Source organism: Pedobacter planticolens (genome assembly GCF_014172375.1).
Taxonomy (GTDB): domain Bacteria; phylum Bacteroidota; class Bacteroidia; order Sphingobacteriales; family Sphingobacteriaceae; genus Pedobacter; species Pedobacter planticolens.
The window spans coordinates 260,160-283,570 of the sequence record NZ_WNXD01000002.1; the positions used below are offsets into that span (position 1 = coordinate 260,160).

The 23,411-nt window shown below is 41.9% G+C and carries 15 protein-coding genes; 1 reads left to right on the forward strand and 14 read right to left on the reverse strand.

Annotated features, from left to right (window positions below; genetic code table 11):
• Window positions 1–10: 10 nt before the first annotated feature.
• The 13 genes from GM921_RS09825 to GM921_RS09885 form a co-directional block, all read right to left on the reverse strand.
• On the reverse strand, window positions 11–3,700 hold the full coding sequence (locus GM921_RS09825; RefSeq protein WP_182922473.1) for a DUF5977 domain-containing protein: 3,690 nt from the start codon (window positions 3,698–3,700) through the stop codon (window positions 11–13).
• A 494-nt stretch (window positions 3,701–4,194) separates the two neighbouring features.
• The gene (locus tag GM921_RS09830) at window positions 4,195–4,674 is read right to left on the reverse strand and encodes a hypothetical protein (protein WP_182922474.1); all 480 of its coding nucleotides are present in this window, start codon (window positions 4,672–4,674) and stop codon (window positions 4,195–4,197) included.
• Window positions 4,675–4,845: 171 nt separating this feature from the next.
• Window positions 4,846–5,277 (reverse strand): hypothetical protein, encoded by a 432-nt coding sequence (locus tag GM921_RS09835; protein ID WP_182922475.1) that lies wholly within the window; start codon window positions 5,275–5,277, stop codon window positions 4,846–4,848.
• Window positions 5,274–8,471, reverse strand: a complete 3,198-nt coding sequence (locus GM921_RS09840) for a DUF6443 domain-containing protein (protein WP_182922476.1) — start codon at window positions 8,469–8,471, stop codon at window positions 5,274–5,276. Before GM921_RS09840 ends, GM921_RS09835 begins: the two co-directional genes overlap by 4 nt.
• A gap of 10 nt (window positions 8,472–8,481) precedes the next feature.
• Complete coding sequence (locus GM921_RS09845) at window positions 8,482–12,300, reverse strand: DUF5977 domain-containing protein (RefSeq protein WP_182922477.1); 3,819 nt, start codon at window positions 12,298–12,300, stop codon at window positions 8,482–8,484.
• A gap of 327 nt (window positions 12,301–12,627) precedes the next feature.
• Window positions 12,628–13,767, reverse strand: coding sequence for a type II secretion system F family protein (locus tag GM921_RS09850; protein ID WP_182922478.1), 1,140 nt, complete (start codon window positions 13,765–13,767; stop codon window positions 12,628–12,630).
• Window positions 13,768–13,769: 2 nt separating this feature from the next.
• Window positions 13,770–14,240 carry a PulJ/GspJ family protein gene (locus GM921_RS09855; RefSeq protein WP_182922479.1) on the reverse strand — a complete coding sequence of 157 codons (471 nt, stop codon included), beginning with the start codon at window positions 14,238–14,240 and terminating at the stop codon, window positions 13,770–13,772.
• Window positions 14,227–14,580, reverse strand: coding sequence for a type II secretion system protein (locus tag GM921_RS09860; protein WP_182922480.1), 354 nt, complete (start codon window positions 14,578–14,580; stop codon window positions 14,227–14,229). Before GM921_RS09860 ends, GM921_RS09855 begins: the two co-directional genes overlap by 14 nt.
• Window positions 14,580–15,812 (reverse strand): hypothetical protein, encoded by a 1,233-nt coding sequence (locus tag GM921_RS09865; protein ID WP_182922481.1) that lies wholly within the window; start codon window positions 15,810–15,812, stop codon window positions 14,580–14,582. Before GM921_RS09865 ends, GM921_RS09860 begins: the two co-directional genes overlap by 1 nt.
• Window positions 15,812–16,420, reverse strand: coding sequence for a toxin-antitoxin system YwqK family antitoxin (locus GM921_RS09870; RefSeq protein ID WP_182922482.1), 609 nt, complete (start codon window positions 16,418–16,420; stop codon window positions 15,812–15,814). Before GM921_RS09870 ends, GM921_RS09865 begins: the two co-directional genes overlap by 1 nt.
• Window positions 16,421–16,431: 11 nt before the next feature.
• Entirely contained in the window at window positions 16,432–16,926 is a 495-nt protein-coding gene (locus tag GM921_RS09875) for a hypothetical protein (protein WP_182922483.1), read from the reverse strand.
• Window positions 16,927–16,929: 3 nt separating this feature from the next.
• Window positions 16,930–17,880 (reverse strand): fibronectin type III domain-containing protein, encoded by a 951-nt coding sequence (locus tag GM921_RS09880; RefSeq protein ID WP_182922484.1) that lies wholly within the window; start codon window positions 17,878–17,880, stop codon window positions 16,930–16,932.
• A complete protein-coding gene (locus GM921_RS09885) occupies window positions 17,880–18,725 on the reverse strand; it encodes a LytR/AlgR family response regulator transcription factor (protein WP_182922485.1) in 846 nt (281 codons plus the stop codon). The genes GM921_RS09880 and GM921_RS09885 overlap by 1 nt, the downstream gene beginning before the upstream one ends.
• A 999-nt stretch (window positions 18,726–19,724) precedes the next feature.
• Here GM921_RS09885 and GM921_RS17550 point away from each other — a divergent pair.
• A complete protein-coding gene (locus GM921_RS17550; protein ID WP_262890411.1) occupies window positions 19,725–19,850 on the forward strand; it encodes a hypothetical protein in 126 nt (41 codons plus the stop codon).
• Between the two features lie 295 nt (window positions 19,851–20,145).
• Here GM921_RS17550 and GM921_RS09890 read toward each other — a convergent pair whose 3' ends face one another.
• A complete protein-coding gene (locus GM921_RS09890; protein WP_182922486.1) occupies window positions 20,146–23,400 on the reverse strand; it encodes a DUF6443 domain-containing protein in 3,255 nt (1,084 codons plus the stop codon).
• Window positions 23,401–23,411 lie beyond the last annotated feature (11 nt).

The window sequence follows — 23,411 nt, forward strand, 5'->3', positions numbered from 1 at the left end:
GAACGTGAGATTAATAAGCTATAGTGTAACCTGATGAAGTATTCAATAAAAAACTATAATAATTTACAGGTGTTCCGCCAGGGCTGTTATCTTGGATAACCAATGCCTCTCCCAATAGGTACGATGTCCCACTCGCTGTTGCTGAATAGTTAATTGTACTAATCAAGGCAGATGTTGAGGCAGAATAACCCTCTTTTCTGTAATTAACCGCTAAATTGGATACCGTACATGGAATAGTGCAGGCTGCATCTGTAAAAAAGCTTACATATACATCAGCATAATGTTTTCTTAATTGCTCATCTATATTGGTCAATGTAATTTTGGCATATACGCCTGTACACGTCCCAAGTGAATTGGCGTTCGCCTGTCCTTCAGAAGTTAGCGCATTTTGGGCCAATGCGTTCGCTGCAGCAACACTTGTTGCATAATAAGTGCCTGCGGCTATGGCATAATAAACAGAAGACCCTGTGCCTGTTAGGCAATTGTTTTTGATAAACGTACCTGATTGCACCTCATTTGCGTACTTAAAGTAAGCGTAACGATAGTTTTTTAAAATATTACCATCTTTATTTTTAATATTCAGTAATCGTTGTTGGTCATCGTACTCATAAAAACTCGTTAAACCTTTTGGATCCGTTTGACTACTCATCCCTACCAAGGGTTCATATGACATCGAGGTGGTAAAGGCCGTGTCCAATCCCAAACGCAAAGGGTTAACAAAAGTTTCAACATCACTATGGCTAGCAGTAGACCGATTGGAAAAAGTACTGATTGCTGTTGTCCCGAGCACATTTTCAACTGCAGCATAGGGTACATTTTTAATTTCAGCAATTGGATACTGCCCCTTGTAGCTCCAAAGGTAATTGCTTGTTTTTGTACCAAAGACAAGCATACTCTTTACATTGCCCAAAGGATCATATTTTTCATATTTGACCTTTTCTTCATATTTGGTATCAAAGGTTATCCCATTGGCATCCCCAATTGTAGCCTCTAAATAATTCTCACTCAGCGAAAAACCAAGTGGATGATACTGTAGTATCCGATGAGGCAAAATCAAAGTATCAAACTCTTTATAGGTACTAATTACAGCCGATGTAATTAATGAATCACCTACTACTCTCTTGAGATAATTGATATTTTCGATTGGGAGCGATACCATATTTGCAGTGATCATTTTATTATAAACATTTGAACCATAAGAAAACTGATTGGCATAGGCATAGGATTGGATAGCCTGGCTCAGGTCACTATTTGTGGTTTTCTTTTCAAATGGCTGATAATTATCGTTAACTAATGGACCAAACGGAAACTTATCGGTATAGAATTTCGTCTCCGTTAGGTTATTAATACTGCTGCTTGTAGCAACATTATACAATGTTTCATTTATACTCTTCAACAGCGCTGGCTTGGTATAAAACAAACATGCCGAAACCCTAGACAATAGGTAGCCAGTAGAATAATTTAGGTTTCTATAAAAATAGGGGACTTGATAATGGCTACTTGCCGTATCAATGGCATATTGATACGTGGTTTCCTTAACCAAATTTTTATTCAGGTCAAAATCTTTGGAACTTAAAAGCAGTCCCCTAAAAGATTCCATACTTGTAAATCCTTCTTCATGCCATTGTGAAGTATAGTTCCCGATAATTTTTTTAGGTGCCTTGTCGGAATAACCATTGTCATGATTGGAATATTTGTAAACTTTAAATCCATCAGCAGACTTTTCCCATACCTCGGAATAAGTTACATGTGCTCCGTTTGTATTGCTCAAAGGAAGAAGATTATTATCCATCATTCGCCCATAATTCATCACCTGACTTCCCCAAGTTGCCCCCCAGTAGTTTCCAGTATAATAAGCACTTTTAGCAACGCCAGAAATCGTATACTGAGGAATCCCGGCTAATAAACCAGATGAACTTGTACTATCTGAGAGATAATCTTTAATATAAAAATACTCCTTAACCAATGGCACTCCATCATATAGGGGGCTCGCGGTTATTTTCTTTATCCTTAATCCACCTGCCATTTTATTGGCAGATTGCAAGTCGATGGTAAATGGAAACTGCCTGGCTATTTTCTTATAATCGTGCGGTTCATATTCAAGTTCCATGTACCCTCCAGTCGGGTAGGTGATTTTTTGTAGCATTTCTGCTTGGAGGTAAGACGAATTTGGATCTCTTGTTGTTAAATAATTTTCATCATAAGCATAAGAATGTCCATTATAATAGCCCCAATGATCAGCCATTTTTGAATTATAGGCAGGCAATTGCATCGGATTATAAATAAAGGAGTATTTTGATCTTTCCTCTTCTATGGAATTTGTGATATCAATACCAGTTAATTGAAGGCGCCTAGTTGATTCGCTTAAGTATTGAAATTTAATTTGCCTCAATCCAATAATATTAATCTTATCCAGCTTTTGCCAATGGCTATCATCTGCACCCCACCTATAATTGGGGTCAGTAATATCATTTAATTTGGAGGTAAGCAATGGATAGTTTAATTGCGTGCTTTCCGAGGAGCTAAACTCCATGGTTTGAAGAGGCGTTACTATCGATTTGAGATAGGAAGGGCTTAATACCGAAATGGAGGTGATTTCCGTATCATTGGTATGTTGAACAGTTCCTGATCCACTTGTAAACAATATCCAAGTGTTGCTATGAAAATCATAACTATAATCGTAAAAAAGAACATTTCTTTGTTTAGTTTGTACAAAAACACGCCCTGCCTTCTTATAATTTAATTGTATCTTATACCCAAGTGGCGAAATAATTTCGGTTAAATGCCAAGCATTTGCGATGGTATAAAAATCAAAAGTATAATCGCCATTGTTACTAAACTCGATCGCGTTTGGATCGCCACCAAAAATATAGGCAACCCCCTTATCGTCGGTAATTTTTATTTTATAGATACTTCTATCGGTACTCGAAACGGTCATTTCTTGATTAACCGTATGAAACCAATCATCAAATTCAATAGAGTTACTTATGGTCAAAATCTCGGCTTTTAGTTTATAATCACCATTGCTTTTAACCTTAATTTCCAGAGGGCCATTATGATAGGGTCTAGTAAAAAAGAAAGTGCCTGAATAACCGTTAAAATTAAAGATAAACTCATCAGGAAATGCATCATATGCATTATCAGTTAGTTGTGTGGGTGTGGCGTTATTTAATGTATAATTGTAAATTGCCGAAGAGTTATCAAAATCATCAGCAACACGACCACAGTTGTATAGGTAACCAATTTCATTTGTATAGGTTCCTGTGGGTGTTTGTTTTGGATGTTCGTCATAGAGTCCATTCACTTTTCTATAAACACTGCCTCCAGATTTGAGAGTCCACCCCAATCCAACCCAACCTGGATGATCTTCGATTTTATGACCACCAGTACTGTATGACAATGATATTGGCACTTGCAGCTCTTTATAACCTACTGTATAAAGCGGAATGGAAATATCAACTTGGCCAGTAAAAGGGCTCGGAGGTGCAAGACCGAAACCTCCCAAGGACGCTACATCAGGAGATGGAAAAGTTTTATTGATGTCGAAGCCAGCCTGTCCAAAAATAGTCAAAGGACACAGGAGTACAGCAAATATAAATGCATGTTTAAAGCTGTTTATCCATTTGATTACTCGATGTAAGAACAATGGAAATTGCCCATCATGTTTAATAAAGGTTGGGGGAGATTTTTTTTTGATCATGATTAATTTGGATAAGAGGTAATATGATGGCCATCGAAAATTTGCATCACGACATACCCTAAATTGCCCATACATTTATTCAAAAAAGAATCTATTTGCCAATGATCTATTTCGTCTTACGAACAATAGAAATCCATTGACGAACAAGCCGAATCAAGTGACATCACATTATAAAATCGACCTAAAAACTCCAGAGAAAGAGTGTTTTTTTTTCCAGATTATGCGTAAAAAGAATGAACAAGAGCAGAATTTGCTAAAAAACAGAAGTTTAAATAGCGATACTCTGAGCAGCTAAGAGTTTACTTCTACTTCATTCTCTGGAGAGCTGATCCCACGTTTTTACCACGATAGATACTTTCATCAAGACAGCAAAGCTGAAAAGCATAGCAGCAATATAAAACAACAAAGCCCAGCATTTCTGCCGGGCTTTGCTATAAGTCTTATCTCAAGCACAAGCGGACACTTGTGCTAATACTTGCGCTACAAGAGGTATATTACTTACAGCTTCTATTTTTTACATCGATTTCAATCTTGTCGTATATCCCATTCTTTGATTTTTTTAAACTGTCTATAATTTGCTTATAATTAGCCATTATCCCTTTTTCAATTTGTTGATTTTCAACCCCTAAAGCGACATTATTAATCATCGTATGATCATCATAAAACGTAAAAACATCAACACAATTTCGAGTATTGCTTGGGATTTTAATACTTTTAGATATGCTGCCAATTCCTATTGAAAGCGTGTTGTCCGTAACTAAATTAACATTGAATCTTTTAAGAAGCACACTCTTATCGATATGATTATTTTGGATTACTGTATCCAAAATAACATTAGTGCCGGACTTTGCAAAAATGTGTATTTTTTGCAAATCAAATGTCCGAGATGGGTTGACAAATAACCCGATTGTTCTCTCAGATTGCTTACAGCCTAACAGTAAAATGATACATAAAGCTAGACTTATTCCTTTCATATTTTGCATATTATTTAATTGGTAATGGAATCCTCATCCCTTGTGTCCTCTTTCCTAAATATGGTCTTTCATTTGTAGAAACATTATTGCTGCTGCTATTCACATTTGTAATCCTCGCACTGTTATATCCCCGATTAGGTGCACCCACGGCAGAGTTATCATCAATTTGGTTCAATTGGTGGCTTTAGGACTATAGTATTTACCAATTGTATTATGCGATATAAAAGAGAGTGGTATATCTTTATATGATCGAGATGACCAAAGGGTATCGTTTTCAACAACTATAAAGGCCCCTAACTGTTCCATTGTTGACACAAGTGGTTTTTTTTGTGTTACATAAAAGTTATATTCCTTATCCAACTGAATTTCTTGTAAATTTTCCAGCACGGGTTTTTTATAGCTATTTTTATTATAATAGACCTCCTTTAAAGAAATTATCAATACCGTGTCCTTTTCTTTATTCAATGCCTTAAGCCGAAAAGTATTTCCATATTCCTTTATTTCTATAATATGGCAGTTTAAAACATTAAAATCCATTTTTGTTTTGATAGCTGAAGCACACCCAGTAAATACAAAAAGAATTAAGTAGCCTATTTTTTTCATTTCTTTTTTGATAAGTCATTAATCAATAATTCTATGTTCAGTTTTGGCATAATTGGATGTGGCTTGTTAATATACAGATGTCCTGTCTTTGGGTCTTGTGATATTTCAGGTACGATGTGCCACGTCAGTATCCCATCTGTCTTATCGTGTGCACTTTTATATGCTTTAAATTCTGGTGTAGTATTGTCAAATGTTGGCCCTCCTTTTCCTGGTGAGTCAACTCCCCCAATGTAAGATTCAATGACTTCGTGCATAATCGAGCTACCTTTTTTTGCGCCATAAAATTCATCTATTTTTGATGTCATATCTGGGTTTACTGTTTGATTAGTATATGTTTTCCCATCTTTTCCAACTGTACTACCTCCATAAGCCCCACCTACAAACCATTTTCCGTCAGATGTAAAATTTGAGGACGTGGCATCTACTCGAACATCAACGTTTTTATCATTAATAGCCTCTTGTAGCTTTTTATCTACATCAGTTTTCGCTTTACCTGTTGCGGTAATTTGACCTGTCTCCTCATTCCTTGAAAGCTTTAAACTTGTTGATGCTTGAAGTTGTTTAGTGGCTTCATCTGCTTTATCGCCATTAATGTGAACATCAAACATCCCATCAGGGTCGATAAACATAATAGGGTTATTCTTTCCATAAACATAAGGACTAAACCTCCTGCTTACCTCCGCCAATGGGTCAATCACATTCCACCTGCCTATCACCGGATCATAGAACCTTGCACCGTAGTCATACTGCCCCAGTTCGTCCTGCAGTTCCTTACCATTGTACAGATAGTTGTTATCCAACACTACCGGGCTAACAGATTTCCTCAGTCCAAAGGCGTAATAGTCATCGCTCTGAATCCTCCTGACAGCTCCAACGTAAATATCGAAACTATATCGCACATTTCCAAGATGGTCACTGAGATTGTACTCATATTTGTAATTGTCAGAGACATCCTTCACCGCCCGCCCTTCTTCGGTCTGGATGAAGTCTATCGTCCCGTTGATGTACTGGATCCCATTGACGTAGTCCGTCGTTCCTGCGGTACTACTTACCTTTTTTAGTTTTTTCCCGGTGGCATCGTAAGTATAGGCTAAACTCAGGCCGCTCTTGGTTGCCGTTACCGGCAGATTCAAATGGTTGTAGGTTAGTGTTACGCTATTACGCCCATCGATAATGGCATTGCCATTGGCATCGTAACTGTAGCTGCCCGTAGTTAATCCACCTCCACTTATATCCGTCATTTGGTTACCACTATAACTATAGGTAGCTATTCCTCCTGCATCTCTGTTCATTGTATTGATATTACCCATCACATCATAAGTCAATACTTCGCTCATGCTAATCCCGGTACTTGTTCCGCTTTTTAAACGGTTTAGCTTGTCGTAATCATAGGTATAAATATTTGGCAAACTGCTTGCTGTTCCCCAATTTTGATTGGCAATATTACCATTAAACTGGGGTAGCGTACCATCATTGTAACTTAAAGCAATGCTAAACTGATCAGAGGTACTGCTTTTTAACCAGCCCCGCTCGTTATAAGCATAACTGGTATTTTGCAGTTCGTTGTGCAATTTCTTGTTTATCAACTGCCCGATCTCGTTGTAGACCAACCTGTTCAGGGTAACCTCTCCCTGGGAGTTGATGTTCTCCTTGGTACTGATCTTCCTGCCCATGTGGTCATAAGTGAAGGTATTGGCAATGGTAGTGGTAACACTGTTTGCAGTATGCGTACGGGTACTTGCGGTAAGCTCGCCAGCAAAGTTATAGTTGTTGTCCACCACATCAGTGCCGCCCAAGTGGTTCTCGCTCTTGGTGGTAACTACCCTGCCATCCGCGTCATAGTAGTTCACCGTCAGCAGCATCGTGCCCGTGCCAAGCACCGTGGTCCTGGTGCCGGTCGGCAGTCCCCTTGTTCTGCTGGCTAACACCTGCGTAGTGCCGTTGGGCTGTCCGAAGGTGTTCGCAAAGAAATCATAGTCGTCATAGTAGCTCAGCGAATGGAAGTAGGCTACAGATACCGGGAAGGCCAGGTTCGTATAGCCTGTGCCATAGGTCGCCATACCCAGGTTGTCCCTTTCCTCCCAGAGCACAACATGTGCCTCCACCAGGGCCTGCACCGTCGTCCATGTGCCAGCGTTCGTATAGAGCCCCGTCATGATCGTTCTGCCCAAAGCATCATACTTGACAAAGGACCACTGGTTCGAAGTTCGCTGCACACTGTCCTGGCTCAGCACCAGCTGATCCAGCTTGTTGTACACCATATGCTCCCAACCCTTTCCTGGAACCTTCTTCTTGATCAACCGCTTTCTGCCATCGTAACGGTAACCATAGATATAATTTGTGAAGTTCGCATCCGTATCGCTGAAGCTCGTGGCCGTGACCGCTGGGGGAACCACATAGCGCAGGTTCCCATAATCATCGTAGATATAATAGGTATTGAGCGATACACTCTCGCTCTCCCAGATCCGTTTCAACACCACCCTGCCCTCCATGTCCTTGAACTCTTCCACTGTACCCGACTTGCCACTACTCCAGTTTTCATCTTTACTGATGCTCTTGTACAGCTTGCCTGCTCCATAATAGGCACCCAGAGTCTGGGCACCGCCCGAGATAACGCTCCACTGGGCCACCTCGCCCGTCGTGTTTGCTCCCTGCACCATCCGCACCGTATGGCCAGAGTTTGCTATCGAGCTACTGTACGGCTGCCACACCGCTCCAGGGGCACCCTGCTCCAGCACCCTGTTCAGCGGACTGGCCTCAAAGACCGTGCGACTGAAAGGGTAGGCCGTTTTGGCCACGTTCGCATCCCAGCTACTTGTGCCATAAAAACTCGCCTGGCTACTCAAAGGCGATGCCTTGAAACTCCCATCGCTACCACTCTGCTCGGCATAGGGCAAATACTTCAGCTCCTCCCTACCCAACGCGTCGTACACCACCGTCTGAACAATGTCCTTCTTCAAAGGGCTCCCCTGCCATTGCACACTCTGCAAAGGACGGCCCAACCCGTCCAGGTACTGTATGCTCCGGTTCGCACTGTCTACTGGTAGCGAAGATAGGCTGGCGGCTGTTTTATGATCGGCTGATTTTACAACCGTCTCCATCACATAATTACGACCCGCAGTCGGTACCTGGGCAATTACTGTCGAAATAATCGAAAAACTAAGTGCAAAGGTTAATGTATAAGTCTTTTTCATGAACGTGAGATTAATAAGCTTTTACAATATACCCCGTACCATTTACCAGTGAAACACTAGATGAGTAGCAATAACCCGGATCATCTGGCGGCGGCGGAAGGCCTTTTTGTGTGGTTTTTGATTTCTCGATTAAAATGAGACCTCCTTCACAATAGCTCCAGGCACTCATTAGCTGTGTACTCGATACCCCTGAAGAAACATACGCCGGATATTCGTGATAAAAAGGCAATGAAGGATTACCATTCGCATAGGTTGTCAACCCAGTTTCAGCAAACCTTACCGTTAAAGGACTAGTTAGGGTATAAGGCTGCGTACAGGCTTCATCTGAGTAGAAAAACGCCGAATATTCTACATAATCGTGCTGATATCCTCCAATAATGGCACTACCAGTTCCAGTAATTACTTTCTTAACGTAAATATTTTGACAGATTCCATTGGTATTGGCATAATTCTGTCCATTAGCCGCTATACTGGCCAAAGCCAAAGCATTAGCAGCAGCTACGCTTTCTAAAGATGTAAAGGCACCCGCTGGTACCACATAATTTACAGTACTTCCCTGGCCGCTGGTGCAGTTATTTTTAGTAAAGGCCTGAGACTGGACTTCGTTTACAAATGGCTGTTTATAGTTGTAACGATAATATTTGATGATAGCACCCGTTTGATCTTTAATGGTCAACAGCCTGTTCATATCATCGTAAGTGTAATAGCTAGTTTGCCCTTTGGCATCTATTTCACTTGTTTTACCTACCAATGGATCATAGGTATAGCTCGAAACCAATGCATCAGCAGGGTAAACCAAAATATCATCATAAGCATCACCATTTGTCAGGCTAGCAGCGCCCGTAAAAGCCAATGGGTCTTTATAATACCATTTTCCATTACTTCTGTACCAATAACTGTAAACATAACTTTTCGCATTTGGCAAACTCCAGCTTAAACTATATACGGATCCTAGCCAAAATTTTTGACCAGTATGCGCCAAACCCGTCGTAACTCCTGAGGCTCCTGTGTTTTCAAAATTTTCAGCAAATAATTCTTCTTTAGCCGCATTTATAGCCTTGACGATTGGATATTGTTGTTGATACGACCATACATAACTTGTTTTCGTGCCGCCTTGTGTCTGCAAAGAAGCAAGATTCCCATGGTTATCATGCTCATATGCTGTTACACTTGGCGTATTGGTGCCTACTTGTACTTCTGTACTTACCGGCAGGTACATAGAGGTATTCTGCAAAGAAAAATTGACCCTCTCGGTCTGTATAGATGTCGAATTGGTATAATTCGTTCTTTCCACTACCTTGGACATGATATTTTTAGCAAGCATACCTTGAAGAACTGTATTGGATCCAAAATCAAAAGGGTATTTATACTCGGTTTTGTTGGTTTCTCCTTTACTGTTAATGTAAGAGTCTTCCTTTAACACCTTATAATTGTTGTCATAGACATTCTGCTTTACAAGGGTCGTCGTAATGTTTTCGTTTAAATCATAGTTATAAATCGTTTGCGTTTTTAGATAGGGAAAAAAAGTATAGATCTTTACCGGTTCTACATAGCGCTCATATAAAAAGCCCAAACTACAGCTGATCTGTTGCCCAGCATAGTTAAATGATTTTACATATTCATTGTATCTGCCAGCATCGTCCCTGTATTGGTTAACCTCTTTGTATACCAATTTACCATCAGCAGCATGTATCTCTTTTGACAATAGTTGTCCACGCTCTAATTCTCTAGAGGTATGAGAAATCAAAGGATAAGTGTAAGAAGGATCAAATGTGAACGAATACGTTCCATACTCAGCACTGGAGTTTACACCAATACCTTGGGTAAAAATATAATTAGGTACTTCATCCCTATAGTCTACATTATCAGAGTTTGAATATTTATAGATGGTCCACGAGCCATCTTCATTGATTTCTTTCACCTCTGAGTACACTACATCTCTACCATTGGTATAGTTTAAATCACTGATGCTGTTATTGGAAACATATTCTGCGTAAGCAATGTTGCCGCCAGGTTGACCGATCTGTGCTTTATAATAAATCTGCTTTAAACCCGCTAGTATACCGCTAGAAACACCTGTCGCCTCACTATTGTATACGTATTGTTTAAAGGTAAAAACACCATCTTCGCTATAATTGCTAATTTTTTTGATTCTTAAACCTCCACCAGTACCCGATCCACTAACCAACGACAAAGTGTTTGGCGCTTTTTTGATATAGGCACTATAATCATTTAATTCATATTCGAACGTACTTTTCCCGCCAGTTGGGTAGGTAATTTCTGAAAGCGAACCTAGTTTGGCATAATCGAAATCTGCTGCAAGTTGTGCATTCAAAGTAGCAAGATTTACACTCAAATTGGTAATAGGATAAGGTTTGCCATTGTAATAGCCCCATTGATCTACCATTAGCGAATTGTACGCTGGCAGTAGGTGTTTATCATTATATTTAAATTTATAAGCAATGTCTGTACTCGGCTCCTGGTCGTCAATCAATACTAATGGCGTTGTTCGGCGGAAACTCTCTAGAAACAATCTTTCATTGGGTAAACTCTGCGTATCATTGTTATAGGTGAATGCATACCGTTCCTTGATTAGATCGTTGCCATCGGCTATCGTTATTGTTTTAAGCTTATAGTCAGTATGAGGGTTTACATCTAGCAACTGTTGACCGTTTGTATACACACCAGGCCCATAATGCGCATCACTAAAATCACCGTAGGCAAACCCATTAAACGCATTAGCGGAAGGTTGCGGCTGTGGTAAACCGTAGGGATATTTTAGTTCATTGCTCACTTGTTTCTCAAAGCTCACCTTAAATGAACCACTGGTTATTTCTTTCAGGTAGGTTGGTGTAATTACATAACCACTGTATTGTAAGGGATTGATTACATAGCCTGAACAGGTAGCTCCATTAATGTTATAACTGAGTGTATGTCCGTAAGAAACATTTTGGATAAATTGATGAGGTCCACGTTCGTAACTAAAATTAACCTCATTTCCCTTTGGACTAGTAATCTTAACAAGATTCCATGCATTGGCGATCACATTGTTTTGAGCAAGGCCTGCACTTAAACGTTCTCTTATAAATTCAATGGCATCAATATCTCCTCCAAACGTAAATACATATCCTTCATCATCTGTAATCTCAATTTTGTAAATAATCTGGTTGATTTCCTGATAATTAACTGGTTTGACGACGCTATTCAGTATTAATAAAGGGCTTGTTGGGCTTAAAGAAACGTTAATTTTCATGAGGCCAGGCTGATTTCCCTTGACAGACCAAGTTCCTTGATCATTCTTGAAAAAGCTGCCCGATTTACCATTTGGCAAGGTAAACATAAATTCATCTGGCGATAGTTGGGTAAAAAGACCATTACTAACATCATTGCCTAAATAGTTATTCATAAAAGTCGGTGTATTCCAGGCAGTGGTATTTAGCCCACCATAATTAAAATAATAGGCAAAAATGTTCTGATTTGTAAAATTATCGACCCTGACTTCATCTACCCCACCGTTTCTTTTACGGGTTACCACACCACCTACACTTAATGTCCAATTCTGACCAACCCAACTTGGATGTTCTTCGGGTTTAACCCCACCGGCCATATAACGGAGTTCGGCAGTGATAGGAATATCACCCTGGGTTAAAGACAATACTGGAATACGGATATTAGGGATCCCCGTAAAAGAGCTAACATCTACTTTACCATAAATACCCATTGAAGCGGCATTAGGTGATTGTAGGTAAGGTCCATCCAATTTCATAGATTGACCAAAACAGATTGCCGTTATACAACAACAGCAAAAGAGTAGTATTAAATTCTTCATCCTATTTTAATTTGATTGATGTTAATGGATTTCGTATACCTCTAATCTAGCATTGACCGAGCCTAGAAAGGTTTTTTTTTGCCAATTGTAGTTTTGTGTTGACGAACGATTGAAATCTAATGACAAACTAGCGTTTCAGCTGACCGCATTTTTAAAAATTGGACATTTTTGAAAGATTTTTTGGCATTCTTTTTACAGATTCTGCGTGAAAGGTGATAAAGTATGGGAAAATTTATCGACATACTAGCTTAGCTATGTCGCAGTAGTTACTTTAACTGACAACTTTTAATTAGAGTTTGACCGCTTAAGTCATGTCTCAAACTTCTCTTAAAAACTATTGCTCATTTGAAACATTGGCAAGTACATTGCAATAAGAATCACACCCACTGCCAAACCTAAAAAAATAATGATCAAAGGTTCCAGCATACTACTAATGGCATTTGTCTTGTATTCCACTTCTTCGGTATATTGACTGGCCAATTGTTCAAAGAAATGTTCCAATTTGTTCACTTCTTCTGCAATTTTGATCATTTGAATAAACTTGACTGGATAAAAATCAGCTTTGGCCAGCGTCGCCGACAAACTTAAACCCAATAGAATATCCTTTTCTGCAACGATCAAAGACTGCTCAATGGGATAAAACGTAATCATCTGACGCACCATGCCTAGAGCCTGCAACAAGGGCGTACTCGTCCCCGTTAATAAACGCATGGTATTTGCAAAACGGGCCAGATAGATCTTTTTGAGAATATCGCCCACAATCGGCATGCGTAATAAACCAAGGGAAACATATTTTTTGAACCAAACCGTTTTCCGATTGATCACGTAAAAAGCAATCAAACCCATCACCAACAACAGCAAGAGGTAGATATAACGATCAAACCAGTCCGAAAAACCAACGATCAGTGAAGTAATATAAGGCAGTTTTCCCCCAAAGCGTTTAAAAACATCGGCAAACATAGGGACGACAAATTTGATCATGAAAAATATAGCAGCAAAGGACGTACTTAACACTAGCATCGGATAGGTGATGGCTCCGATGATTTTTCGTCGTTGCTGGATTTTATTTTTAAAATACTTGGCCAGCTCACTGAGTACCTCCCCCAATCGCCCGGTTTCTTCACCAATACGTATACTGTAATATTCGTAGCGACTAAATTTCTGGTTGTCCATCAACGTTTCAGACAGGGATTTACCAGCAATCACTTCCTTTTGTATGCTGGCAAACAACTGCTTATCTTTCTCATGGCTAGCAGAACTGGACGTAAGTTCGAGCGAAGTTTTGATGTCGATACCCGAACGGATCAATGTACCGAGTTCATGGTAAAATCCTTCCTTCTTTTTATCAGACAGTTGCCCGTTTCCAAAAGAAATATCCTTGTTCATGAATTCAAAAACCGAGGCAGGTTTCTTCTTTTGCACCCGCTTTTGCGGGGATTTATAATTGGAAATATCGATGGACGGCATGGTCAGTTAACTAAATTTTCGGCACTGTATACTTTATTAACCTGCAAAGGGATACGGACACCCTTTGCCAGGCTAAGCTTAAACTGGACCTGGTCTACGGTGTCCGGCACATCGACCGGCCTACCTTCAAAGAAACACAAGAGTTCGCTAGGCTCCAGGTGAAAGGTATCGGTATGCAGCGTATTCAACTGTCGTAAAACATGTCCTGCGCTAAAGGAATAGCGGATAAGTACACTATCTCTAATCAATTCAAATCCATCTTCACTTTTTAGTACGAACCTACTTTTTAAAAAATCCCGTGCTAACACCTGCTTCAAACCCAGCACTTCAGTGGCCTGCTGATTTTTGGCCTGGAAAACGGTATAATACTTCCCAATAATTCCATAGGCCGAATAGCAAATGGTGATACAAATGGCAGATAGCAACATCGCTACGGTCACTTCCAGCAAGGTATAGGCCTTAATTTTCTTCATGTCTCTCCATTTCCTTAAACAAACACTTCATCCTCGCTAGCACCCTCCCCTGCACACTCGCGGCGATCGTTAGCTGCGATATACCTACTCTAGCACTGGTATCGATCGTAAAGTCGTAATCAACGCTATCCATCTGCAGATGGGGAGTCTCCACATACCCCTGCTTTTTCACCTCCATAGCCAAGATATCCAACTGGCTTTGCACCTGAATTTTCTTCAAGGAAACCCCACTCGATAGTACATTGCCAAAAATCCGGATAGCTAAAGCAAACACCACCATAATGATCACTAGGGCAATCAATACCTCAATCAAGGTAGATGCCCGAACTTTCTCTCTCATCAGTCCAGCCATTTTAAAATATGATTCGATTGCCCCCCCTGAAACAGCCTAGAGCTCAAATAATAACGGCTTCTAGCCCTTCGGTTCAACAACACGTCAATCAAGAAATTTTCATAGAGCGTCACCGGAGTTTGCATGATAAAGCGATGACAGGATACCTTCCCCTCTATCACCACTCCTTTACTTAGTTTCACTAAGCCTGTACTATATACCTCCCCTTTCACTTTGGTTTCCTTGCCTAAACTCACTAGGGTCTGTAGCGGTGATCGTTTTTGCTCGTGGCTAAAAATAATCCCATTAAACACGACGTGATCGCCTAAGCTAATGTTAGGCTGGGCAACCGATGGCGAAGTTCGAATCACCCCCAGCACCGATGGAAAATCCAAAGCAACTTCTTTCTCCACTACAATCGATTCCGTAGCAAACAACTGACAGTTCCCCTTAAAGCCCGCTTCTATATGAATGACAGGCGCATAGATCTGTATCCCAGTTAACCGAGCAGAACGGGTAATCGTTACCGAAGAATCCGCAAACAGTATGAGGTTTCCTTTTAATGCCACCGCATTCAGTTCCGCATTTTTAGCTAAACGAAAGGACTGGGTCGAATCCAAAAAGGAAACGACCAATTCGCTTTGGATAAGCAAAGGCAACCGCTCTCGATCTTGCAACAAATGATCCTTTAGTTTTTTTAACATCGACTGATCCAGCTCATTTAAATTACGGTCACTAAAACTCATTTTGCCCCCGTAAACGGTTTGCACATTGGCATAAGGCTTGCCCTCGGCATAGGCTTTTTTGATCCCCGCCTTGGGCAAGACCACATCCCCAGTAATTTTGGTATCCCCACTCAGGGCCAGTGGCCGGTCCTCATCGCTTAAGTATAAGGCTACCGAATCCGTTTGCCTACCAATTAAAAAAGCCCGTTGGAGCGTGTCCTGTAATCTAAAAGAGCGTAACACGGCAAGGTCAAACAAGCCCCATTGTTTTTGCTCCAGCAGTAGGCTATCTGTTCCATCGCCATACAGATCCATTATTTTTTTTCCTTCCACCCAATTTTGGTCTGCCAGTACATACGCTGATCCTGAATCCAAATTCTCCGCTAAGCGGGCAAAACGGATTTCCTTCAAATAGACCCCTCTATAATGAGCAGCAAGCATAATGAGTAAAGCAGAAATGACTGCAATAAAAAAAGCAATCGTCAGGGAAAAATATAGCGCTCCAGCCTTTAGCATTAGTCTACCACTTTAGTGGACTTGGTTTTCTTTTTCCACAGCGCTTGAAACCATTTATTCTTTTTTGCTGCAGGTTGGATAAGCCCATTTTTGTAGTTCATCACCACAATGCTATCGGAACTAATATACTTTTTCAATTTTCCATTGATTTTTCCTTGACGATACTTCCCTGCTTCAGCGAGCTGACCTAAGCTATCGTACTGATAAAAGCGTCCCTCGAGCAGACCGTCCTTATAACAAACTTTTGCAACCAGCACCCCTACTTCCGTCCACCTATTCCATATTCCATTTTTCAGTCCCATCCTAAATTCACCTTGCTCTTTTAAGTTTTTGTTCAGGTAAAAATCAGTATAGCTGCCGTGCAAGAGTTTTCCACTAAATCCACCTTGGGTAATCTTGAGCTCATTACTACTGAACCAGTAGTAGTTTTTCGCTGGATCAGTGAACTTTAAGCTTTCACCGGCAGGCCTGGCATAAAAAGTGATTTTATGATCAGGGTAACCCAGGGTGTATTGATAATGCTCCAAATCAAGGGCTCTACCTTCGTATTGAGCCTTTGACCCTGTAGCCAGTAAAACTAAAAAAAACGTAAACAGGGAAAGACGCATTTTAATATAAGTTAGTTTAATTTAAGGTATTTGGATTCTTTTTGGTATTCGATCTTCACCGAATCTCCTGTATATTTAATCAGTCTTAGCCCGTTTAGGCTTTGGCCCTCGGCCAACATCAAATCTTTGCCATTTAGGCTAATCAAAACGACTTTTAATTTGGTATCAGGATTGGTAATATAGCCCATGTACTGAATAGTCGACCAATTTACCCCTGTTCTGGGCATAAGTAAGGCAGGCGCTGGGTTTTTAAGTCCTACCGCATTTCCAGCCGCTTCCGCTATAAAGTCCCCATTAGCTACTGAAAATGGATCGCGATAGGCAAGATCTAAGTTTACGGTATCGTTTTCATGGTTGATCAGCTGAACATATTCACGCTTAGGTAGAGCTGCCTGGACCGGCGGTAACTCTTGGCTCCCAGAGGCCATGAATACCCGATATCCGATGATACCCCAAACGATCACTACGACCACCAGTAACCCGTACATCACTTTTTTATTTTTCATTCCTTATTGCACGATAAAACTAAAGAATCCACTAAATACCCCTTTGTTACCCACTCTATCTATGGCCCTGACCCGCCAAACGATGGTTTCACCCGCACTACCCGCATTAAATGTAGCCGAATTTCCACTGACCAGCTGGGGGTAAATCGAACTAAACAGTGTGGTCGAATCGCTTTTATACACCACCAGTTCATATTTTGTGGCATCGGCCAGTTCATCCCACCGAAGCGTTAGCGGAGTAGCCACTGTTTGTTTATTGGCTGGGCTAGTCAAGGTCACCTGCAGGGGTGGCGTGGCATCATAGCTAAACTCTCTTACTGCTGACCATTTCGAGTTTTCGGTCGCATTTTCCGCCCGCACCCTAAATTGGTATTTACCTTCCAAAGACAAGGTTTGTGTGAAGGTCAAGTTATCCGTTACCTCATTCAATACCAGCTTATTCTCGTCTACAAAATTGTTTTGATCCACCTGCAAGCGGTAACCACTCGCACCAAACAAGTTTAACCAACTGTATTTAAGCTCCGCACTAGCAGTAAACAGCGTGTTTGCCGGAGCCACCACCTGTACGATTTGTTCTTTTAGCGAAGCTGGATAAATGGTAAAGCTTTGCGTCGAAAAAGGGGTTTGGCTACTCCCATTTTCAGCCCTTACCCGCCACTGATACGAGCCTGGATCCAAGGTATAGGTAAATTTATCGGCACTCACCAAAGTATCTAGCAACAACTTTTCTACGCGTGTGAAAGAAGGAGTGACGATCTGCAACCGGTACCATAAGGCATCTTGCTGCTGTTGCCACCAAAAGGTCTGCTGGTAACTGTTACTTTCAGTGGCCTCGGCAGGCGCTAGCAAACGCATCTCCGCCTTGGCTAAAGAAGGCTCAATGAACTCTGTACAACCACTGCCCATGAATAACGCCAGAACAACTAGCAAAACGATTTTCCTTAAACCAGACATTAGGCAAAAATCAATAAGGCTTGATCCATATAGTCATAGCTGCTCAATAGCACCCCAGCGAAAAACAAACAAATCGAGGCGGTTCTAGAATAATCCACCGTATGGAAATAATTTTTCCGTTTGATCATCTTCTGGTTCTTTCTTTCAAAAAATGCCTTCTTATAGGTAGTGCCAATCAACACTTTGAGTTTTTCATTTTCGTTGAGCACAATATTATTTTTCTCAATCGAGGTTACTTTATCGTAATTGATAATAAAAGATTTATGTACCCGGATAAAATAGGCTTCAGGTAGGCTTTCTTCCATTTCTTTTAAGGTATTGTGGCAAATAAATTTCTTGCCGCCGAGTAAATGCAAGACCACATAGTTCTGCAGCGCTTCAATAAATATAACCTCATTGCACTTGATCAGGACTTCTTTTTGTCCTTTGTTATCCGAGCGGATAAAAAAAGAATCAGTAATCGCTTCCGTTTTTTTAAAACTTGCCGCAGGAGCCAGTAGCGACAAGCGGATAAACTTGTTCAGGCTTATTTCAAACCTGTCAAAAGATAAGGGCTTAACCAAATAGTCAAAGCCAAGGGCTTCAAAAACCTCATAGGCAAGGCCACTTGAATCAGACACATAGATCAGGGTTGCTAATTGACCCAATTTCAGCAAAGTTGATTTGAAGGTCAATAGTAGCGAAGTGTCCACAAAGATAATATTCGGTTCACTTTTTACGATGGAATTAAAATCTATCGACAGTGCAGTGGAATAGCCGATAAGTTTGGTCAAAGGGAATCTTTCGATGTGTTTTTTCAAGGTTTCTACCGTAGACAGCTCACTTAGAATGTAGCAGTTAATCATAAATGGAATATTTTAAGGTTAGTAAATAGTCATAAATTAGTATCAAAATCAAATGACTTCAAAAACTACGGTATCGCATGCCATAGCAACATTTATTTTACATAGCTGTATTTTTTTTCGGGAAATAAACAAGCATTCCTATGCTGCATTTTTTGAAAAGAATTGGACTCATAGTATTCCGATTTAAAAACAACATCCTCAATGTTTCAGCTCATTATTGCACACATCGTTTTTTTATTTTCAAAAGGACAGCTAAACCCCATAGAACAGCTTTACTTCAATTGTCTATATCTTTTTTCTAATTTAAAGACAACTTTCGCCCTAAGCGAAAATTTTTGCCAATGCCTATATTTCAAGGATGAACAGTCAAAATTAGGTGACGAACCACTCATTTATCAGGCGAACGAAGGTGAAAAAACAGGATCATTTAGGAACTTATGATTAAAAATCAAGCTGCATTCTGCTAGCGATAGTCAAGTCTGACTATTTATCCCACATAAAAGACGGTTAAACAGAGTAGAAAAGTATTGGCAAAAATCGAGAAACTGGCTTGAATTTCTCCAACATGTCCCACTCTTGTGCAAGTGGTCATGATTGAGCCTTGGAATGCATACGCCAAACCAGGTACGTGAAAAAAAATCTGATGCCCAAAAGGCTTGGAAGAATTATTACAATAAAATCGTAAAGTTGTAGAAATGTTTAACGAAACGAACTAACCTAATCTGTAAACCTATTTCAGGACGAGACATCCTGCCCATATGGTCGTAGGTAAAGCTGTTGGTAATGGTGGTGGTTACGCTGTTGGCGATGTGGGTTCTTGTGCTGGACGTCAGTTCACCGGCAAAGCTATAGCTGTTGGTCACCATATCGGTCCCGCCAAGGTGGTTGTGGCTCTTGGTCTGGATCACCCTGCCCTCCTCGTCATAGTGTTCGACATCGGCGACCAGGTGCTCGTAACCATGGAGACCAACAGGCTAACAATAGACTTCGAGAAAAGGAATGGGGACTAGATCCTTTACACAACAAGACCCTGCAACGGTAAAGTTGCAGGGCCTTGATATTTTAATGATTGATGCACACAACGGCGATGCGCTGAAACTTGCCGGCTTGGCGCAAATTGGCTAGACTTTAAAGTATTGGCCAATGAAAAATTGGTAAAGGTATATAAAGAGTAGAATAGAGAGAGGCGATGCTGCTATTAGGAATATAATGCTATAGATCCTATTTTGAAGTATTAGCCTTCCCTTCCATATCCATCCAGCTATAATGACTAGCGTTAATATGATTGATATCACCATGGCGTTGATGAAATAACCATAGTTCTCATCATAGTCGCTTTTACGGGCCCAATACATAAGAACCCATATAAATATTGCGGAAAAGAATAATATTATCCTATATCCATAAAAAAAAGTTGTTCTCATTGGGGCTGTAATATTTGTTGGATTCTCTTTTTAACATCTTCAGTTACTTTATCTGGAATATTTCCGTGATTAACACCCTTACCGGATTTATTAACATTATTTACTTTAGTCTTCTTTGAATTTTCAGCCTTATTAGGCCCTCCATTTGATCCAGGCGAATTACTCGTACCACTGTTACTACTGCCTTTACTGCTACTGCTCGACTTTTGGGAACCAGATGACTTACCAGAATTACTTGTTTGATAAAAGTTCAGATTCTCCTTTACATTATCAGGGACTGTTGTGTCCACGGTCGAATTTTGAGCAGGTCCATCAGATGCGTCAACAGTAACAAGCAAATTTACTTCTATTCCTTCTTTCTTTAGCGCCTCTGACAATTCTACCGCAAAATCTCCGCCATAACTATATCCATAGATGACAACTTTTTGTCCTTTTGTGTAGTTCTCCTTAATAAATCCCATTGCATTGTCTACAGAACTGCCAGAGGTCCATCCTGGGGTAATTACACGTGTATGCAATTCAATGCCATTATCATCTGCAAACTTCTGCGCATCCCTAATCACTTTCCCTGTGGAACCTGCATCTTGTGAGTTAGGATTGACTGTTTTTCCTCCTCCGGTAGGCCCACCGGTAAAAGCAACTATAATATCTTGCCCATCAGTATCAATGTATGACAAGGGATTATTGATAGCATAAGCGTATGGCGAGAACTGATGATATTTTTCCGCCTTATTGTCAATGCCATTCCACCTTCCAATCACCGGATCATAGAACCTTGCCCCGTAATCATACTGCCCCAGTTCGTCCTGCAGCTCCTTGCCATTATACAAATAGTTGTTAGTACCTCCGCTAACACCAAGCCTTTTCCCAAAGGCGTAATAATTGTCCTGTTGTAGCGGCCTTACCGCTCCAGCGTAAATATCGAAACTATATCGCACATTTCCAAGATGGTCAGATAGATTATATTGATAGGTATAGGTACCACTGTTGTTCAGTGCCCTGCCCTCCTCCGTTTGGATAAAGTCGATCGTTCCATCATTCTTGTACTGGATGCCGTCCACATAGTCCGTGGTCCCCAAGGTACTGCTCACCTTCCTCAGCTTCTGTCCGCTTGCATCGTAGGTATAGGCCAAACTCAGTCCGCTCTTTGTAGCGGTAACCGGCAGGTTCAAATGGTTGTAGGTAAGAGTCACCCCGTTGCGTCCGTCGGTGGTGGCATTGCCATTACCATCGTAGTAATAACTTCCCGTGGCCAGTGCGCCAGCACTTATGCCAGTAAGCTGGTTGCCCGAGTAGCCATAGGTGCCAACCTTTGTTGTGACCCCATCGTACCTGCTCATCGTGGCGATGTTGCCCATCACATCATAGGTAAGCACCTCGCTCATGGCTATTCCCGTACTGGTGCCATTGGTGAGCCTGTTCAGTTTGTCATACTGGTAGCCAAAGGCATTGGGAAAACTCGTCCCGCTGCCCCACAGCTGGGCACTGATGTTGCCGTTGTACTGAGGACTACTCAGCGTATCATAGCCCAACTTCATGCTGAACTCGGCACTGGTATTGTTCCTCAGCCAGCCACGCTCGTTGTAGGCCAGCTTGGTATTCTGGTAAAAGCTCGTCCCATCGGTGCTGTGCAGGTTCTTCTGTTTCAGCTGCCCGATCTCGTTATACTCCAACTTGTTCAGGGTTATTTCTCCCTGGGAGTTGATGTTCTCTTTGGTACCGATCTTCCTGCCCATGTGATCGTAGCTGAACGAGTTGGCAATGGTGGTGGTCGTGCTGTTTGCCGTATGCGTACGGGTACTTGCAGTCAGTTCGCCGGCAAAGTTGTAGCTGTTGTCCACCACATCCGTTCCGCCAAGGTGGTTCTCGCCCTTGGTGGTAACGACCCTTCCGTCCTTGTCATAGTAGTTTACCGTAAGCAGCATCGTGCCGGTGCCGAGCACCGTTGTCCTGGTGCCGGTCGGCAGTCCCATTGTCCTTGCGGCGGTCACCTGCGTGGTGCCGTTGGGCTGTCCGAAGGTGTTCGCAAAGAAATCATAGTCGTCATAGTAGCTCAGCGAATGGAAGTAGGCGATGGATACCGGGAATGCCAGGTTCGTATAGCCCGAGCCGTAGGTCGTACCCAGGTTGTCCCTTTCCTCCCAGAGCACCACATGTGCGTCCACCAGTGCCTGTACCGACGCCCATGTACCAGCGTTCGTATAGAGCCCCGTCATCACCACCCTGCCCAGTGCATCGTATTTGGTAAACAACCATTGGTTATTTGTTCGTTGTACGCTGTCCTGGCTCAGTACCAGTTGGTCCAGTTTGTTGTACACCATGTACTCCCAGCCCTTGCCGGGAACCTTCTTCTCGATCAGCCGTTTTCTACCGTCATAATGGTAACCGTAGATGTAGCCGTTAAAGTTCGCATCTGCCTCGGTAAAACTCGTGGCCGTTACCGCAGGCGGCACCACATAGCGCAGGTTCCCGTAATCATCATAGATGTAATAGGTCGAAAGCGATACGCTTTCCGTTTCCCAGATCCTTTTCAGCACCACCCTGCCCTCCAAGTCCCTGAACTCCTCGGTCGTGCCCGACTTCCCACTGCTCCAGTTCTCGTCCCTGCTGATGCCCTTGTACAGCTTGCCCGCTCCATAGGGAGCCAAGGTTTCCGCACCACTTGAGGTCACCTTCCACAGGGCCACCTCGCCCGTCGTGTTTGCTCCCTGCACCATCCGTACCGTATGGCCGGAACCGCCAATCGAGCCACTGTAGGGCTGCCACACCGCTCCCGGGGCGCCCTGCTCCAGTACGCGGTTCAGCGGACTGGCCTCAAAGACCGTGCGGCTGAAGGGATAGGCCGTCTTGGCCACGTTCGCATCCCAGCTTCCGCTGCCGTAAAAGCTCGACTGGTTGGTCAGGGGCGAGGCCCTGAAGCTCCCATCATTGCCACTCTGCTCGGCATAGGGCAAATACTTCAGCTCCTCCCTGCCCAACGCGTCGTACACCACCGCCTGCACGATGTCCTTCTTCAAAGGGCTCCCCTGCCATTGCACACTCTGCAGAGGCCTGCCCAATCCATCAAAATACTGAATGATCCGACTAGCACTGTCTACTGGTAGCAAAGATAGGCTGGCGGTTGTTTTATGATCGGCTGATTTTACAACCGTCTCCATCACATAATTACGACCCGCAGTCGGTACCTGGGCAATCGCTATCGACATAATCGAAAAAGCAAGTGCAAAGGTTAATGTATAAGTCTTTTTCATGAACGTTTTGT

Excerpts from the sequence above, each read along its gene's own strand:
- GM921_RS09885 (WP_182922485.1), bottom strand. The coding sequence starts at position 18,725 with ATGATTAACTGCTACATTCTAAGTGAGCTGTCTACGGTAGAAACCTTG.
- GM921_RS09860 (WP_182922480.1), bottom strand. The coding sequence starts at position 14,580 with ATGAGAGAGAAAGTTCGGGCATCTACCTTGATTGAGGTATTGATTGCC.
- GM921_RS09880 (WP_182922484.1), bottom strand. The coding sequence starts at position 17,880 with ATGTCTGGTTTAAGGAAAATCGTTTTGCTAGTTGTTCTGGCGTTATTC.
- GM921_RS09875 (WP_182922483.1), bottom strand. The coding sequence starts at position 16,926 with ATGAAAAATAAAAAAGTGATGTACGGGTTACTGGTGGTCGTAGTGATC.
- GM921_RS17550 (WP_262890411.1), top strand. The coding sequence starts at position 19,725 with ATGGGGACTAGATCCTTTACACAACAAGACCCTGCAACGGTAAAGTTG.
- GM921_RS09825 (WP_182922473.1), bottom strand. The coding sequence starts at position 3,700 with ATGATCAAAAAAAAATCTCCCCCAACCTTTATTAAACATGATGGGCAA.
- GM921_RS09840 (WP_182922476.1), bottom strand. The coding sequence starts at position 8,471 with ATGAAAAAGACTTATACATTAACCTTTGCACTTAGTTTTTCGATTATT.
- GM921_RS09845 (WP_182922477.1), bottom strand. The coding sequence starts at position 12,300 with ATGAAGAATTTAATACTACTCTTTTGCTGTTGTTGTATAACGGCAATC.
- GM921_RS09890 (WP_182922486.1), bottom strand. The coding sequence starts at position 23,400 with ATGAAAAAGACTTATACATTAACCTTTGCACTTGCTTTTTCGATTATG.
- GM921_RS09835 (WP_182922475.1), bottom strand. The coding sequence starts at position 5,277 with ATGAAAAAAATAGGCTACTTAATTCTTTTTGTATTTACTGGGTGTGCT.
- GM921_RS09865 (WP_182922481.1), bottom strand. The coding sequence starts at position 15,812 with ATGCTAAAGGCTGGAGCGCTATATTTTTCCCTGACGATTGCTTTTTTT.
- GM921_RS09855 (WP_182922479.1), bottom strand. The coding sequence starts at position 14,240 with ATGAAGAAAATTAAGGCCTATACCTTGCTGGAAGTGACCGTAGCGATG.
- GM921_RS09870 (WP_182922482.1), bottom strand. The coding sequence starts at position 16,420 with ATGCGTCTTTCCCTGTTTACGTTTTTTTTAGTTTTACTGGCTACAGGG.
- GM921_RS09850 (WP_182922478.1), bottom strand. The coding sequence starts at position 13,767 with ATGCCGTCCATCGATATTTCCAATTATAAATCCCCGCAAAAGCGGGTG.
- GM921_RS09830 (WP_182922474.1), bottom strand. The coding sequence starts at position 4,674 with ATGAAAGGAATAAGTCTAGCTTTATGTATCATTTTACTGTTAGGCTGT.